Annotated in this window: 13 protein-coding genes; 3 read left to right on the top strand and 10 right to left on the bottom strand. The window is 64.5% G+C overall.

The genetic code is table 11. The features are described 5' to 3' along the window. Nucleotides 1-419, top strand: a 419-nt coding sequence (locus GJ700_RS08880; protein WP_195763836.1) for a transposase, incomplete at its 5' end; no start/stop codon positions are given. Nucleotides 420-547: 128 nt separating this feature from the next. Next, nucleotides 548-784: a sulfurtransferase TusA family protein gene (locus GJ700_RS08875; protein WP_195763835.1), complete on the top strand. Its 237-nt coding sequence runs from the start codon at nt 548-550 to the stop codon at nt 782-784. Nucleotides 785-920: 136 nt separating this feature from the next. Here the strand turns inward: GJ700_RS08875 and GJ700_RS08870 are convergent, their stop codons facing one another. Continuing rightward, nucleotides 921-1,304, bottom strand: coding sequence for a hemerythrin domain-containing protein (locus GJ700_RS08870; protein ID WP_154372724.1), 384 nt, complete (start codon nt 1,302-1,304; stop codon nt 921-923). Nucleotides 1,305-1,306: 2 nt separating this feature from the next. Further along, nucleotides 1,307-2,512, bottom strand: a complete 1,206-nt coding sequence (locus GJ700_RS08865) for an NnrS family protein (RefSeq protein ID WP_154372722.1) — start codon at nt 2,510-2,512, stop codon at nt 1,307-1,309. 189 nt (nt 2,513-2,701) lie between these two features. Here GJ700_RS08865 and GJ700_RS08860 point away from each other — a divergent pair, with 189 nt between their 5' ends. Then, complete coding sequence (locus GJ700_RS08860; RefSeq protein ID WP_195763834.1) at nt 2,702-2,950, top strand: heavy-metal-associated domain-containing protein; 249 nt, start codon at nt 2,702-2,704, stop codon at nt 2,948-2,950. 25 nt (nt 2,951-2,975) lie between these two features. Here the strand turns inward: GJ700_RS08860 and GJ700_RS08855 are convergent, their stop codons facing one another. From GJ700_RS08855 to GJ700_RS08820, 8 genes are all read right to left on the bottom strand, one after another. Next, nucleotides 2,976-3,647 carry a response regulator gene (locus GJ700_RS08855; protein WP_195763833.1) on the bottom strand — a complete coding sequence of 224 codons (672 nt, stop codon included), beginning with the start codon at nt 3,645-3,647 and terminating at the stop codon, nt 2,976-2,978. A gap of 13 nt (nt 3,648-3,660) precedes the next feature. Further along, complete coding sequence (locus GJ700_RS08850; protein ID WP_371867885.1) at nt 3,661-5,598, bottom strand: type IV pili methyl-accepting chemotaxis transducer N-terminal domain-containing protein; 1,938 nt, start codon at nt 5,596-5,598, stop codon at nt 3,661-3,663. Nucleotides 5,599-5,701: 103 nt separating this feature from the next. Beyond that, the gene (gene moaA / locus GJ700_RS08845; RefSeq protein ID WP_154372716.1) at nt 5,702-6,676 is read right to left on the bottom strand and encodes a GTP 3',8-cyclase MoaA; all 975 of its coding nucleotides are present in this window, start codon (nt 6,674-6,676) and stop codon (nt 5,702-5,704) included. A gap of 134 nt (nt 6,677-6,810) precedes the next feature. Next, the gene (locus tag GJ700_RS08840; protein WP_154372714.1) at nt 6,811-7,557 is read right to left on the bottom strand and encodes a peptidylprolyl isomerase; all 747 of its coding nucleotides are present in this window, start codon (nt 7,555-7,557) and stop codon (nt 6,811-6,813) included. Nucleotides 7,558-7,690: 133 nt separating this feature from the next. Then, entirely contained in the window at nt 7,691-8,374 is a 684-nt protein-coding gene (narI, locus tag GJ700_RS08835) for a respiratory nitrate reductase subunit gamma (RefSeq protein WP_154372712.1), read from the bottom strand. 10 nt (nt 8,375-8,384) lie between these two features. After that, a complete protein-coding gene (gene narJ, locus GJ700_RS08830; protein WP_154372710.1) occupies nt 8,385-9,212 on the bottom strand; it encodes a nitrate reductase molybdenum cofactor assembly chaperone in 828 nt (275 codons plus the stop codon). Beyond that, nucleotides 9,209-10,765, bottom strand: coding sequence for a nitrate reductase subunit beta (narH, locus tag GJ700_RS08825; RefSeq protein WP_154372708.1), 1,557 nt, complete (start codon nt 10,763-10,765; stop codon nt 9,209-9,211). The genes narJ and narH overlap by 4 nt, the downstream gene beginning before the upstream one ends. Then, nucleotides 10,762-14,469: a nitrate reductase subunit alpha gene (locus GJ700_RS08820; protein ID WP_154372706.1), complete on the bottom strand. Its 3,708-nt coding sequence runs from the start codon at nt 14,467-14,469 to the stop codon at nt 10,762-10,764. Before GJ700_RS08820 ends, narH begins: the two co-directional genes overlap by 4 nt. Between the last annotated feature and the right edge of the window lie 126 nt (nt 14,470-14,595).

The raw sequence follows: 14,595 nt of genomic DNA, 5'->3' as shown, positions 1-14,595 counted from the left end.
GCCAGTATGTAAAGCGGGCTCGTTGGATGTTGCTGCGCAACCCAGCTAATGTGCCATCAGATCAAGCACCGAAATTGGCTGAACTACTGGAGGCAAACCAGGCACTCATGACGGTCTACGTCATGAAGGCGAGCTTGAAGGAACTCTGGCAGCCAACCAATCCTTGGCATTGGCGGGCAGCTTGGCGTAACTGGCAAGCCATGGCAATGAGCAGCGCTATAGAGCCACTGATCCGGTTTGCCCGAAAACTTGCGTTGTACTGGAAAGGTATCCTTGCCCGAATGCGCTGGCCGATGCATACCGGCCAGCTCGAGGGCATCAACAACAAGATAAAGGTAATGAAACGGATGGCCTATGGCTATCGCGACTCGGAATTCTTCTTCCTGAAGATCAAAGCAGCGTTTCCCGGCAATCCGTGAAGAACCTTTTTTTTTGCAAGCGCAGCATGGCCACATTTGGAACTTTTGACTTGCATCAAAGAAGTGGAACTCGCGCCAATGGGACAATTACTCCAGATCAATGCCAACCGCAACAACTGGAGCCAACCATGCAAGCCGCAATCTCCCCCAACACCACCGTCGTCGACGTGACCGGCCTGCCGGCGCCGGAACCGCTGCTGTCGATCCTGGAAGCGCTGGAGTTGATGCCGGACGGCGGCGTAATCCAGGTTCGCATGGACGAGGACTTGCCGCCGCTGGCGCGCATATTGCAGGAGTTCGATTACCGCCGCGATGGCGGGTGGCAGCCTGACGGCAGCTACGGATTGCGCATCTGGCGCGGTTAAGCGGCAAGCCCCCGTCCCGACGACGTTTTCTTCCTGTCATCCACGCGATGGATTCCGCCCGCGCCAGCCGCGGGCTTTTTCCTGGGGGGGAAACGCTGTGGCGCAGCGATTCCCGCCAGCTGCGCCTGGCTTGCAGTCACCTGCCAGCGTGTCCCAGGTCATGGGCCAGTAACGCATCCCAGTGGTCGAGATGGTTTCGGAACCACGCCGGCAACGCGCGCAGCGCGTGGTGGCAAACTTCCGTGCCCGCATCGGCAGCCATGGCCAGCCGCGCCAGCAAATTGCCGTGTTCCGCGATGTGTCCCGGAGCGGACGCGCAGTGCAGCGCTGCCAGCATGCGTTCTTCCGCAATAAAATCCTGCTCCAGGTCGTCCAGCAAATCCGCCATCGCGGCCCGCAGCGGCTCGCCCGACAGTTGCAGCAGCCCGGCCACCTGGTCCAGGACCGCATCGTGCACCTCGGCAAACAACGCGATGCTGCCGGCATCCGCCACCGGCGCTTCCAGTTCCGCATGTTCCATGATTACCCCTCCTTGCCATCGATCCTCGCGCCAGCCAGGTATGGCAGGTACACCAGCACATACAGGGCAAACGCCACGCTCCAGCAGGCCGCGCTGGCCACCAGCAACACCGCGCCGGGGCCGGGCCATAGCGCGGCCGCCACGCGGCTGAACGCGCCCAGCTGGATCAGGACGAACATCGCCGTTTCCGCGCGCCCCGCCCGCAACATCCGGCCCGTATGGCCCAGCGCCGTGCGTGTCATCATGCCAACCACCAGCCCCGCCATGGCGCCGACAGCGAGCGCGTGGAACCCGGCGCTGGATGGCAGCAATCCCGCGCTGGCAGCCGCCAGCAGCACCATGCCCGCGCCGATCCACGCATACGACAGGTGCAGTATCCACACCAGCGGATGGCGCAGCGTCTTGTACGGCTTCCACAGCAGCACCCGCAGCAGCACCAGCACGCCGGCGCCGATGGCCAGCGGCCCGAACAGCGCACCCGGCGCACGCAGCGCCCACGCCGCAGCGCTGAGCGCCAGCAGCGCCAGCGACGCGCGGTCCAGCCGCACCGACACGACGGGCTGGCAGCCGGGCACGCCGTTGCGGGTAAACATGGGAATGATGCGGGTGCCGATGGCCGCCATCATCAGCGCCACCACCAGGATGGCGGACTGGATCGCGTGCACCGGGTCCAGCGCCAGCCAGCCGGCGGCGCCGGCATGGAATGCGCCATTGGCCAGCGCCATCAGCGCCAGCAAGCCCACCAGGAAATAGTTGCGGCGGTTGCCGGACTTGCGCAGCACGCCCGCCAGCGGCCATGCGGCCAGTGGCAGGAACAGCCAGTCCGCCGCCGCCGCGATCACGGGCGGCGCGCACAGCATGGCGATGCGGCCCGCCGCCCATAGCGCCACCAGCGCCGCCAGGTGCGCCCGCACCGGCGTCCACAAGCCGGTCCAGTTGCGGCCTGCCGTGTACAGGAAACCAATAATGACGGCGCTGGCCATGCCGAACACCATTTCATGCATGTGCCATAACGGCCCGATATGCAGGGAAGCCTGCGCCACGCCGGGCCAGCCATGGAGGCTGGCGATCCACAGGGGAATGGCCAGCGCCGCAAACAGCGCCGTCGCCAGGTAAAAGGGACGGAAGCCCAGGCGCCAGAGCGGGTGCTGCCAGAACGTGGCCGCCGCGGGCCGCCCCAGCGGTTCATCGATGTGCAAGAGGTTCATGTGAACGGTCCTTAAAAATCCCATTCTCTGCGCCTGCACAAACCATGCAAAGTTCAGTTCCTCGATTAGATGATCTTAGTCAAGAAAATCAAAAATTCTCCCGTCGCACCTGGGAAACCCATGGCGACCACGCCCGGGTTCGCATACGCTGGCAAGCATTCCTACTTTCACACACGACGGAGTCAGAAAATGCAAAACGCAATCCTGAAAATTGATGGCATGACGAGCGAAGGCTGTGCCGACCTGGTGGCCACCGTGCTGGGCGGCATCAGCGGTGTGGGCGACGTGCGGGTATCGCTGCTGAATTGCCTGGCCACCGTGCAATACGACGAACGGCACACGACACCGCAATTGCTGGCGGGCAGCCTGGCGCGCGCGGGGTATCCCGCGCAGCAGGCCGGCACATCGGGCGGCTGCTGCGGCGGTTGCTGCGGTTGACGGGGGAAACGCGGCAGCGCGGCGCTCAGCGCTCGCTGCCGGAAATGCCGTGTTCGACGGCAAACACGGCCGCCTGGACGCGGCTGTTGAGCTTGAGTTTTTTCAGCACATTCTGCACGTGGATTTTCACCGTGCTTTCCGACAGGTCCAGGTTGCGCGCAATGATCTTGTTGCTTTCGCCCCGGGCCAGGGCGCCGATCACGTCGCGCTCGCGCGGCGTCAGCTTGTCGAGGTCGGACACGCTGGCCGCGCCCTGCGCCCCGCCCTGCAATTGCGCCACCAGCTTGGCCGTCATGGCTTCCGCCACCACGGTCTGGCCTTCCGCCGCGCGCCGGATCGACCGCACCAGCGCATCGGTGTCGATATTTTTCAACAGGTAGCCTGACGCGCCCGCGCGCAGCGCCGCCGCCAGGTCTTGCGCATCTTCCGACACCGTCAGCATGACGATCGCGCTGTCAGGGCAATCCTGCAGCATCAGTTGCAGGGTTTCCAGGCCGGACATGCCCGGCATGTTCAAGTCCAGCAGCACCACTTGTGGCTGCAACTGCTGCGCGCGCTTGATGCCTTCGACGCCGTCGGCCGCTTCGCCCACCACGGAAAATTCCGGGTGCCGCTGCAGCAGCGAACGCACGCCGCTGCGAAACAGCGTGTGGTCATCCACCAGCAGCACGCTGATCGGTTCCTGTTCCATTGCCATCCTTTCCAGTTAATTACGCCGCGCGCCGTACGGCGCGCGGGACGCGCAGGGCCACCCGGGTGCCGCCGCCAGGCCGCGAATCCACGCTCAGTTGCGCATCGATGCGCTGCGCCCGCTCCCGCATGATGTGCAGGCCGACGTGGCCGTCGCCCTGGGACTGCAGCGCGGCGGGATCGAAACCAACGCCATCGTCTTCGATACTGAGTTCGAAATCCTGGCGGTCATGCAGGCGCACCGTCACCTGGGTGGCATGTGCGTGCTTGCGGATGTTGGACAGCGCCTCCTGCGCGATAAACAGCAATTGCAACTGTTGCTCGCGGGGGAAAGGCGCGCCGTCCGTATCGGCTTCCAGCCGCACCGGGATGCCGGACTGGCGCTGGAATTTCTCCACCGTCTCCTTCAGCGAGGCCGCCATATTACCGTCCGGCAGGCGGGTACGGAAGTTATTCAACAGTTCACGCACGTCCTGGTAACTTTCCGCCACGCCCGCCCGCAGCGCCGGCACGATGGCTTCCACTTCGGCCGCCTGCCCGCCGCGCACCGACTGTTCCAGCATCTGCACTTGCAGGTTCAGGAAATTCAAGCCCTGCGCAATGCTGTCATGCAGCCCCTGCGCCACCAGGTTGCGCTCTTCGGAAACGGCCATTTCACGCTCGCGGGCCGCAAGCCGCTGGTTTTCAATCGCGGTGCCCAGCAACTGCCCCAGCGTATCGAGCAGGGCCCGCTGCGCGGCGTTGAACGTGACCGGCGTACGGAAATGCAGGTTGAAAAACCCCAGGTGCTGGCCCTGCGCATGGATGTGGAACACGGACACGGTGGCATAGCCTTCCCGGTGGCAGCGCAACTGGTCGCGCTGCGCCATGTGGCGCATGTCGTGCACCACCGATACTTTCTTTTGCACCGCTTCGCCGCACAGGCATTCGCCCACCTTGATGCAGTGCTCGCCGTCCACCATGTCTTCCGACAGGCCACGGTGCACCAGCATGTGCAAATTGCCGCGCACCGGGTCGAGCACCCGCACCGAGCCGCCATCGGCCTTGAAATAGTCGCACAGGCGCTGCAGGAAGCCGTCGCACAGGCTTTCCGCCGATTGCTGCTGCTGGACAAACGCGGCGCTGTCGTACAGCAGCGCCAGTTCCCGGTTTTGTTCTTCCAGCGCGGCGGTCTTGTTGCTGACCAGCTGTTTCAGCCCGGCATACAAGCCTTGCAGGCGGTCCGCCATCTGGTTGAAGCCGTGCGCCAGCTGGCCGAACTCATCCTTGCTCTCGACCGGCAGCCGCACTTCGAAGTCGCGTTCGCGCATCCTGCCCATGCCGGCCCGCAGCCGTTCAACGGGCGCCACGATCATGTTGAAGAACAGGTAAATCACGCTGACCGTGCCCACCAGCGCCAGCGCCAGCAGCATCAGCTGCGAACTGCGCAGCCAGAAAGTCCGTTGTTCGCTGTCCCGCTCGATCAGGTTGACCAGCTGGTCCGCCTCGCGCACAAAGGCTTCGATATCGCCCTGCAGCGCGCGCACCCGCACGGCGCCTGCCGGCGCCTGCGCGTCCAGCAAACCCAGGACCCGGGGCGCGACCTTCTGGCGCCACGTCAGCGCCACGCGGTCGAATTCCGCGCGGATGTCCGCCGATGGCGGCAGGAACACGGGCCGGCGCGGATCGCCCCTGCTCAATTGGGTCAGGATGGCGTCCATCTGCACCAGTTGCGCGCGCAACTGCGACGCGGCCGCCGCCGGCAGGCCGGGACCGTCCGCCGCCAGCTGCATGCCCAGGCGGTAGCTGTTCATGCGCAGGCTGCCCGCCACGTTGATGGCGGCAGCGCTCCCTTCGAGTTGCCAGGACAACAGCAGCGTGCAGCCAATGGCCGACATGGCAATGCACAGGAAGCCGGCCAGCACGCCGACGATGCGGGTCGACAGTTTTTGCCAGGCTGGGAACAGCGGGCCGCTCACGATGGCAGCCGATGCAGCGAGGGGACCGCGCGCGGGACGTGGGGTAGCGGGTAATGTGCCATGATTTTCTCCTGTGGCGGTTACCCGGCCAGTATACTAGGGGTCAGCCCCCTGTCTGCGACATAAAACGGATGATCTTGTCCGGCCGCCGGTTGAAATCGTGTTCGCGCGGCTTCAATTCGATCGCCGCGCGGATCGCCTGCTCCAGTTCGGCGTCCGTGGCGCCAGCCCTGAGCAGCGGACGCAGCGGATAAGTCTGTTCCTGGCCCAGGCACATGTACAGCGTGCCATCGACCGACAGCCGCACGCGGTTGCAGGTGGCGCAAAAATGCTGCGACAGCGGTGTAATGAAGCCGATGCTGGCGCCGCCGTCCGCCGTCGACCAATAGCGCGCCGGGCCGCCGCCCAGTTCCGCCGCCTGCGGCCGCAACCCGTATTTCACCTGCAGGCGGCGCTGTACCGGTCCCAGGTCCAGGTACGACGCATCCTGGCCGGTCGCGCCCATTGGCATGACTTCGATCAGCCGCAGCATGTAGCCCCGTTCGATGCAGAATGCCGCCATCGCATCGATCTGGCTGTCGTTCACGCCCCGCATGGCCACCATGTTGATCTTGATGGGATCGAAGCCCGCGTCGGCGGCCGCTTCCAGCCCGGACAGGATGGCGGGCAGGCAGTCGCGCCCCGTGATGCACGCCATGGCGTCGCGGTCCAGCGAATCCAGGCTGACATTCAGGCGGGTCACCCCCGCTTCGCGCAGCGCGCGCGCATGGCGCGCCAGACGCGTGCCGTTGGTCGACAGCGACAAATCGGCGATGCCGGGCAACGCCGACAGGCCGGCCGCCAGTTCCGGCAAGCGCCCCCGCGTCAATGGTTCGCCACCCGTCAGGCGGATGCGTCGCGTGCCCAACCGCGCGAACGCCGCCACCACGCGCGTGATTTCATCGAACGTCAGCCAGTCGGGCGGATCTTCGAAGCCGCGGAAATCCTTCGGCATGCAATAGGTGCAGCGCAAGTCGCAGCGATCCGTCACCGATACCCGCAGGTAATCGATGGTGCGTCCGTAACGGTCGCTCAGCATGGGGTGCTCCTTGTTTTCTGCATTGTGCTTGGTTAACGCCGATTGTAGCGGCGCAGGCGCCGGTTGCCACTGCATCCGACGGTGTAGGCGGACTAAGCCGAAATGACTAGGCGGGGCCGGGGAAACCCCACGTCTTACTGCACCAGCGGCGTGGCCGCCCCTTCCAGTTCCACGCCTTCAATCCTGGCGCGGCCGGCCAGGATGCGCAGGTACTGGTGCAGCGCACGCTGCCAGGACTGGCGCTGCAACGCGGCGGCCACCTGCGCCTGCACTGCTTCAAATGGCACGGCCTGGCCTTCCAGGCGACGCACCACTTGTACGATATGCAAGCCAAAGCGGGTTTCCAGCAAGCGCGTACCCAGTTCGCCGGCCCGCATGCGGAACACTGTCTGCTCGAATTCCGGCACGCACTGGCCGCGCGCTATCTGGCCCAGGCTGCCGCCGACGGCGCCTGACGGGCAATTCGAATACGTGCGCGCCAGCTCGGCAAAGCGATCCGGATGCTGGCGCAGCTCGGCGAGGATGGCTTCACCGGTCCCCCGCAGCAGCGCCAGCGGCACGGACGGCGTCACCTGGAACAGGATGTGCCGCACTTCCGCCAGCTCGCCGCTGGTGAAGCGGGCGATCTGTTGCTGGTAATAGCGGCGGCAAGCCGCTTCGTCGGGCGCCGGCACCGATATTTCCGCCGCCAGCAGCGCCTCGATGCGCGCTTCGGCATCCGCGCCGGGCACGTCCAGGCGTTGTGCTTCCTGCAACAGCAGCTGGCGCAGCACCAGTTCGTGCACGGCCTGTTTCAGCGGGTTGCCGGACTGCGCATGGTGCGGCAATTCGGCTTCGATGGCGGCGTCCGTGATATCGACGCCGTTGACGGACAGTCCCATGGCTAATCTCCAGGATGCGGATGCCCGGCCGGAAAGCCCGGCACCCTGTAAAGATGCGGATGCCCGGCCTGAAAGCCCGGCACCCTGCAAGATGCGGATGCCCGGCCTGAAGGCCCGGCACCCGGGATTTAACTTAACGCGTACGTACCAGCTGGAAGGCGCGGCCCAGGTAGCCCACCGCGCCGAAACCGCTCCACACGTGCACCAGGCGGGTGAACGGGAACAGCACGAACAGGGACATGCCCATGAACAGGTGCAGCTTGAACACCAGCGGCGCCTCCACGATGAAGGTCGCGGCGTCGCCCCGGAACGTCAGCACGTGCTGCGCCCACGTCATCAACAGCACCATCATGTGACCATCCGTGTGCGAAGCCGACACGAAGATCGACGACAGGCCCAGCACCAGCGTGGCGAGCAACCACAGCAGCACGACCTTGTCTTTCAGCGTGGTGACGCCGCGCAGCCGGTCGCTGGCAAAGCGGCGTGCCAGCAGCAGCAGGATGCCTGCCAGGCACAGCGTGCCCATGACGCCGCCCGCGGCCATGGCGAAGACTTGTTTGGCGCCGTGCGTGACGCCCAGCGCGTCCCATACCGCCACCGGGGTCAGCAAGCCCACCATGTGGCCAAAGAACAGGCCCAGCACGCCAATGTGGAACAGCGGACTGCCCAGGCGCAGCACGCCCCGGTGCAGGAACTGGCTGGACTCGGACTTCCAGCTGTATTGTTCCCGGTCGAACCGCACCAGGCTGCCCAGCAGGAATATCGCCAGCGCGATGTAGGGATAAATGCCGAATATGAATTGATGCAGGTAGCTCATGATCTCCCTCCTAAAGTGTGGATGCCCGGCCTGAAGGCCCGGCACCCATTTTTTCAACCGTGGATGTCCGGCCTGAAGGCCCGGCACCCATTGACTCAACCGTGGATGTCCGGCCTGAAGGCGCGGCACCCATTGATTCAACCGTGGATGTCCGCCCTGAAGGCCCGGCGCCCATAGACTCAAATTCCGCGCCCGCCACGGCTGGCGAGGGACGCGGGTAAAACTTGATGGTTTGCTGGCCCGTACTGGTATTGAGCAGCGGTTCCGCGCCATCGGCGCCGGGGCCGAAGGTTTCCAGTGCTTCGTCCATGTCGCGCACCGGCGGTTCCGACAGGGTTTCCGCCGCCACCGGGCTGGCCTGTTCCAGCAATTCGAACACCGGCGCATACACGCTGCCGTCCGAGCGCAGCTTGCGGCCCACGTGGGCCAGCACGTGCACCGCGTCCGCCAGCAGCGGCAAGGCGTGGGCCTCGTCGAGCTGCGCGAGGAATTCCAGGAACAGCGGAACGTAATCCGGCAAATCGTTGCCCACCATGTCCAGGCCGTGCTTGCGGTATTCCGCCAGCAAGTCCACCATGGCCTGGCCACGGTCGCGCGATTCGCCGTGGATATGCTCGAACAGGTGCAGCGAATGGGCCGGATTGCGGTCGAACGTGGCCACATACTCCTGCTGCAGCGTGATCAGCGGGGTGCCGGCCAGGTGGGCAAACAGGCCTGCCAGCCGTTCGTTCCACGCGGCGTTTTGCCGCGCCAGAACGTCCCGCAGCTCCGGCAGTGCGTCCACCAGTTCCTGTTCCGGGTATTGCAGCAGCGCCGACAGGATGCGAAAGGCTTTCATACCTCCTCCATTTGTTTTTTCCGGCGCGATTTCGGCATCTGCACGAAGATCACCGAACCCTGTTTTTTCTTGCCAAACAGGCTCGCGTCGCTGATGCCGTCCGAACAGCCGTTGCCGAAGCTGAAGCCGCAACTGCCCTTGTCATTGAAACTGTCTTCCGCCATTTCCTTGTGGCTGCTGGGGATCACGAAACGGTCTTCGTAGTTCGCGATCGCCATGATGTGGTACATGTCTTCCACCATGGCCTTGTCCAGTCCCACCTGCTTCAGCACTTCCAGGTTTTCCGTCTTGTCCACGCTCTTGCCCCGCATGTAGGCGCGCATGGCCAGCATGCGGTCCAGCGCCTTGAGCACGGGGGCCGTGTCGCCGGCCGTCAGCAGGTTGGCCAGGTATTGCACGGGAATGCGCAGGCTGGCCGTATCCGGCAGGATGCCGTTTTTGCCCAGCTTGCCCGCTTCGGCGGCGGCCTGGATCGGCGACAGCGGCGGGATGTACCACACCATCGGCAGCGTGCGGTATTCCGGGTGCAGCGGGAACGCCACTTTCCATTCCATCGCCATCTTGTACACGGGCGACTTCACGGCGGCGTCCAGCCACGCTTCGGGAATACCCTGGCGGCGCGCTTCGGCGATGACTTCCGGATCATGCGGATTGAGGAACAGCCCCAGCTGCGACGGATACAGGTCGCGCTCGTCGGCCACCGACGCCGCTTCCTCGATGCGGTCGGCGTCATACAGCAGCACGCCCAGGTAGCGGATGCGGCCCACGCAGGTTTCCGAACACACGGTCGGCTGGCCCGCTTCGATGCGGGGGTAGCAGAACGTGCACTTTTCCGCCTTGCCCGTGCTCCAGTTGTAGTAAATCTTCTTGTACGGGCAACCGGAGATGCACATGCGCCAGCCGCGGCACTTGTCCTGGTCGACCAGCACGATGCCGTCGTCTTCGCGCTTGTACACGGAGCCGGACGGGCACGAGGCGACACAGGCCGGGTTCAGGCAATGCTCGCACAGGCGCGGCAAATACATCATGAACGTGTTTTCAAACGTGCCGTACATCTCTTTCTGCATGTTGTCGAACAGCGCGTCCTGGCTGCGCTGGGCGAATTCGCCACCCAGGTCGTCTTCCCAGTTCGGGCCCCACTCGATCTTGTCCATCTTCTTGCCGGTCAACACCGAAATCGGCCGGGCGGTCGGCGGCGTTTCCGACAGGGGCGCATGCTGCAGGCGCTCGTAGTCGTAGGTGAACGGTTCGTAGTACTCGTCGATCTGCGGCAAATTCGGGTTGGCGAAGATATTGGCCAGGATTTTCAGGCGGCTGCCCTGGCGCGGCTCGATCTTGCCGGCGCTGTTGCGGCGCCAGCCGCCATTCCATTTTTCCTGGTTTTCCCACTGCTTCGGATAGCCGATGCCGGGCTTGGTCTCGACATTGTTGAACCACGCGTATTCGACGCCGTCGCGGCTGGTCCACACGTTCTTGCAGGTGACCGAACAGGTGTGGCAGCCGATACACTTGTCCAGGTTCAGCACCATACCGATCTGCGCTCTGATTTTCATACATTGCTCCCATGGGTTGCGGGCAAACGGCCTTCCAGCCACTCGACGTTGTTCATTTTGCGCACCAGCACGAATTCATCGCGGTTCGAACCCACCGTGCCGTAATAGTTGAAGCCCCACGACAGTTGCGCATAGCCGCCGATCATGTGGGTCGGCTTGGTGACGGCGCGCGTCACCGAGTTGTGGATGCCGCCCCGCTTGCCCGACATTTCCGCGCCCGGCACGTTGATGATTTTTTCCTGGGCGTGGTACATCAACGTCATGCCGGCCGGCACGCGCTGGCTGACCACCGCCCGCGCCGTCAGCGTGCCGTTGACGTTGAACACTTCGATCCAGTCGTTGTCGACGATGCCGGCCGCCTTCGCGTCGGTTTCCGACAGCCACACATGGGGACCGCCGCGCGACAGGGTCAGCATGCGCAGGTTGTCCGAATACGTGGAGTGGATGCCCCACTTCTGGTGCGGTGTGATGAAGTTCAGCGCAATTTCCTTGTTGCCGTTCGGTTTCGCGCCCAGCATGGCGGCGGTGGTGCGGGTATCGATGGCCGGCTTGTACACGCACAGTCCCTCGCCGAAATCGCGCATCCAGCGGTGGTCCTGGTAAAACTGCTGGCGGCCCGTCAGCGTGCGCCATGGGATCAGTTCATGGACGTTGGTGTAGCAAGCCGTGTAGCTGACTTCTTCCGACTCCAGTCCGGACCAGGTCGGCGACGAAATGATCTTGCGGGGCTGCGCCTGCACGTCGCGGAAACGGATGCTGTCGTGCTCGCGCGGCAGTGCCAGGTGCGTATGGTCGCGGCCCGTGATCTTCGACAGCGCTTCCCACGCCTTGACCGCCACGTGGCCATTGGTTTCCGGCGCCAGCGACAGGATCATTTCCGCCGCGTCGATGGCCGTTTCCAGCCGCGGCTGGCCATGGGCGATGCCTTCTTCCCGCACCGTACGGTTAATGCCGCGCAACACCTCCACTTCGTGGCCGGTCTTCCAGCCGATGCCCTTGCCGCCATTGCCCAGCGATTCCAGCAGCGGGCCCACCGACGTGAACTTGCGGTAAATCTGGCGGTAATCGCGCTCCACCACCGTCATGGCCGGCATGGTCTTGCCGGGAACCGGCTCGCACTCGCCCTTGCGCCAGTCTTTCGGGTCGAACGGCTGGCCCAGTTCGCCGGGGGTGTCGTGCATCAGCGGCGTCAGCACCAGGTCTTTCTGCACACCCAGGTGGGCGCCGCCGATTTCCGAGAATTTCTTCGCCAGGCCCTTGTAGATTTCCCAGTCCGAGCGCGATTGCCACAGCGGCTGCACGGCTTCCGACAGCGGGTGGATGAACGGGTGCATGTCGGACGTGTTCAAGTCATCCTTTTCATACCACGTGGCGGTCGGCAGCACGATGTCGCCGTACAGGCAGGTGGTCGACATGCGGAAGTCCAGCACCACCAGCAAGTCCAGCTTGCCTTCGGCGGCCGGGCGCACCTTGACGTCGCGCGGCTTGATGCATTCCGATTCATCGCTCATCAGGGCGTTCTGCGTGCCCAGCAGGTATTTCAGGAAGTATTCGTGGCCCTTGCCGGAACTGCCCAGGATGTTGGAACGCCAGACGAACATGTTGCGCGGGAAGTTGGCAGGATTGTCCGGATCGTCGCACGACATCTGCAGCTTGCCGTCCTTCAATTGCTTGACCGCGTAGGCCGCCGGGTCCATTTCGACGGCGGCGGCGGCGCGCGTGACGGCCAGCGGGTTGGTCTGCAACTGGGGCGCGGACGGCAGCCAGCCCAGGCGTTCAGCCTTGGCGTTGTAGTCCAGCAGGCTCATCGGCGCGACGTCGTTGCCGGCCAGCGGAGACGCGATCTCTGCCGTGTGCAGTTTTTCATGGCGCCACTGGCTGGTGTGCGCATAGAAGAACGACGTGCCGTTCATCTGGCGCATCGGCCGGTTCCAGTCCTGGGCGAAGGCCAGCGGCGTCCAGCCCGTTTGCGGGCGCAGCTTTTCCTGGCCCACGTAATGGCACCAGCCGCCGCCGGACTGGCCGATGCAGCCGCACATCATCAGCATGTTGATGATGCCCCGGTACGTCATGTCCATGTGATACCAGTGGTTCAGCGCCGCGCCGACGATCACCATGCTCTTGCCGCGGGTCTTATCCGCGTTTTCCGCGAACTGGCGCGCCACGGCCACCACGTCGGCGGCCTTGACGCCGGTATGCTTTTGCTGCCAAGCGGGGGTGTAAGGCACGTCGTCGTCATAGCTGGCGGCCACGTTGCCGCCACCCAGCCCACGGTCCACGCCGTAATTGGCCATCGTCAGGTCGAACACGGTGGCCACCAGCGCGGTGCTGCCATCGGCCAGGGTCAGGCGCCTGACCGGCACGTTGCGCAGCAACAGGTCGGCGGCGTCCTTGCCGCCGAAGTAAGGGAACCCGACCGGAACCACGTCGTCGCAGTTGTCCTTCAGCGACAGCAGCGGCGTGACGGCGGCGCCGTTGCCGCCCTCCTTCTGTTCCAGGTTCCACTTGCCCTCTTCGCCCCAGCGGAAGCCGATCGAGCCGGCCGGCGCCACGATGCGCCCGCTCGGTTCATCGATCACCAGGGTTTTCCAGTCCGGATTGTTGGTTTCGTCGAGCGCGCCATCCAGGTGCGACGCGCGCAGGAAGTATTCCGGCGCCAGCGTGCCCTTGTGGTCGCGCAGCAGCACCAGCATGGGGAAATCCGTATACTGGCGCGCGTAGTCGCGGAAGTATGCCGACTGGCCCGCCGTGTGGTACTCCTTCAGGATCACGTGGCCCATCGCCATCGCCAGCGCGGCGTCGGTGCCCTGCTTGGGCGCCAGCCAGATATCGCCGAACTTCGCCATTTCGCCGAAATCGGACGACACGGCCACGGTCTTGGTGCCCTTGTAGCGCACTTCCGTGTAGAAGTGGGCGTCCGGCGTGCGGGTCATCGGGATGTTCGATCCCCACACCATCAGGTACGTCGAGTTGTACCAGTCGGCCGATTCCGGCACGTCGGTCTGTTCGCCCCAGATTTGCGGGCTGGCCGGCGGCAAGTCGCAATACCAGTCGTAAAAGCTCAGCGCCACGCCGCCGATCAGCGACAGGTAGCGGGTGCCGGCCGCGTAGCTGACCATCGACATGGCGGGGATCGGCGAGAAGCCGACCACGCGGTCCGGGCCATACTTGCCGATCGTGTACGCATTGGCGGCCGCGATCATTTCATAGCTTTCATCCCAGCTGGCGCGCACGAAGCCGCCCAGGCCGCGCACCTTCTTGTAGCGCGCCGCGCGGTCCTGGTCCTGGCTGATGTATTCCCACGCCGCGACCGGGTCCATGGTCTTGCGCGCTTCGCGCCACATGTCCATCAGCACGCCGCGCACCATCGGGTACTTGACGCGCTGCGCCGAATACACGTACCACGAATAGCTGGCGCCCCGTGGGCAGCCGCGCGGTTCGTGGTTGGGCAAGTCGGGACGGGTGCGGGGATAGTCGGTCTGCTGGGTTTCCCACGTGATCAGGCCGTTCTTGACATAGACCTTCCAGCTGCACGAGCCGGTGCAGTTGACGCCGTGCGTGGAGCGCACGATCTTGTCGTGCTGCCAGCGCTGGCGATAGGCGTTTTCCCACGTGCGGTCTTCATGGACGACCGCCCCGTGGCCGTCGGAAAAGGTCGATCTGGTCTTGCTGAAAAAATTCAGGCGATCCAAAAAATGGCTCATGCTGGCTCCTCGGCGACGCAGTGCCTGCGTCTGGAAATGAACGCCGCTCCGTACACGATGCACAGGAGCAGCCGATGAGTTCAGTCTACGGAGCCGGGCGGGCGCTGGGTATCGGTAAAACGTGGG

The sequence above is a fragment of the Pseudoduganella rivuli genome (genome assembly GCF_009674485.1).
Taxonomy (GTDB): Bacteria; Pseudomonadota; Gammaproteobacteria; order Burkholderiales; family Burkholderiaceae_D; genus Rugamonas; species Rugamonas rivuli_B.
This window is presented reverse-complemented; position numbering and strand designations above follow the sequence as displayed.

Excerpts from the sequence above, each read along its gene's own strand:
- GJ700_RS08840 (WP_154372714.1), bottom strand. The coding sequence starts at position 7,557 with ATGGGACTGTCCGTCAACGGCGTCGATATCACGGACGCCGCCATCGAA.
- GJ700_RS08870 (WP_154372724.1), bottom strand. The coding sequence starts at position 1,304 with ATGGAACATGCGGAACTGGAAGCGCCGGTGGCGGATGCCGGCAGCATC.
- GJ700_RS08855 (WP_195763833.1), bottom strand. The coding sequence starts at position 3,647 with ATGGCAATGGAACAGGAACCGATCAGCGTGCTGCTGGTGGATGACCAC.
- moaA (WP_154372716.1), bottom strand. The coding sequence starts at position 6,676 with ATGCTGAGCGACCGTTACGGACGCACCATCGATTACCTGCGGGTATCG.
- GJ700_RS08875 (WP_195763835.1), top strand. The coding sequence starts at position 548 with ATGCAAGCCGCAATCTCCCCCAACACCACCGTCGTCGACGTGACCGGC.
- GJ700_RS08865 (WP_154372722.1), bottom strand. The coding sequence starts at position 2,512 with ATGAACCTCTTGCACATCGATGAACCGCTGGGGCGGCCCGCGGCGGCC.
- narH (WP_154372708.1), bottom strand. The coding sequence starts at position 10,765 with ATGAAAATCAGAGCGCAGATCGGTATGGTGCTGAACCTGGACAAGTGT.
- narJ (WP_154372710.1), bottom strand. The coding sequence starts at position 9,212 with ATGAAAGCCTTTCGCATCCTGTCGGCGCTGCTGCAATACCCGGAACAG.
- GJ700_RS08860 (WP_195763834.1), top strand. The coding sequence starts at position 2,702 with ATGCAAAACGCAATCCTGAAAATTGATGGCATGACGAGCGAAGGCTGT.
- GJ700_RS08820 (WP_154372706.1), bottom strand. The coding sequence starts at position 14,469 with ATGAGCCATTTTTTGGATCGCCTGAATTTTTTCAGCAAGACCAGATCG.
- narI (WP_154372712.1), bottom strand. The coding sequence starts at position 8,374 with ATGAGCTACCTGCATCAATTCATATTCGGCATTTATCCCTACATCGCG.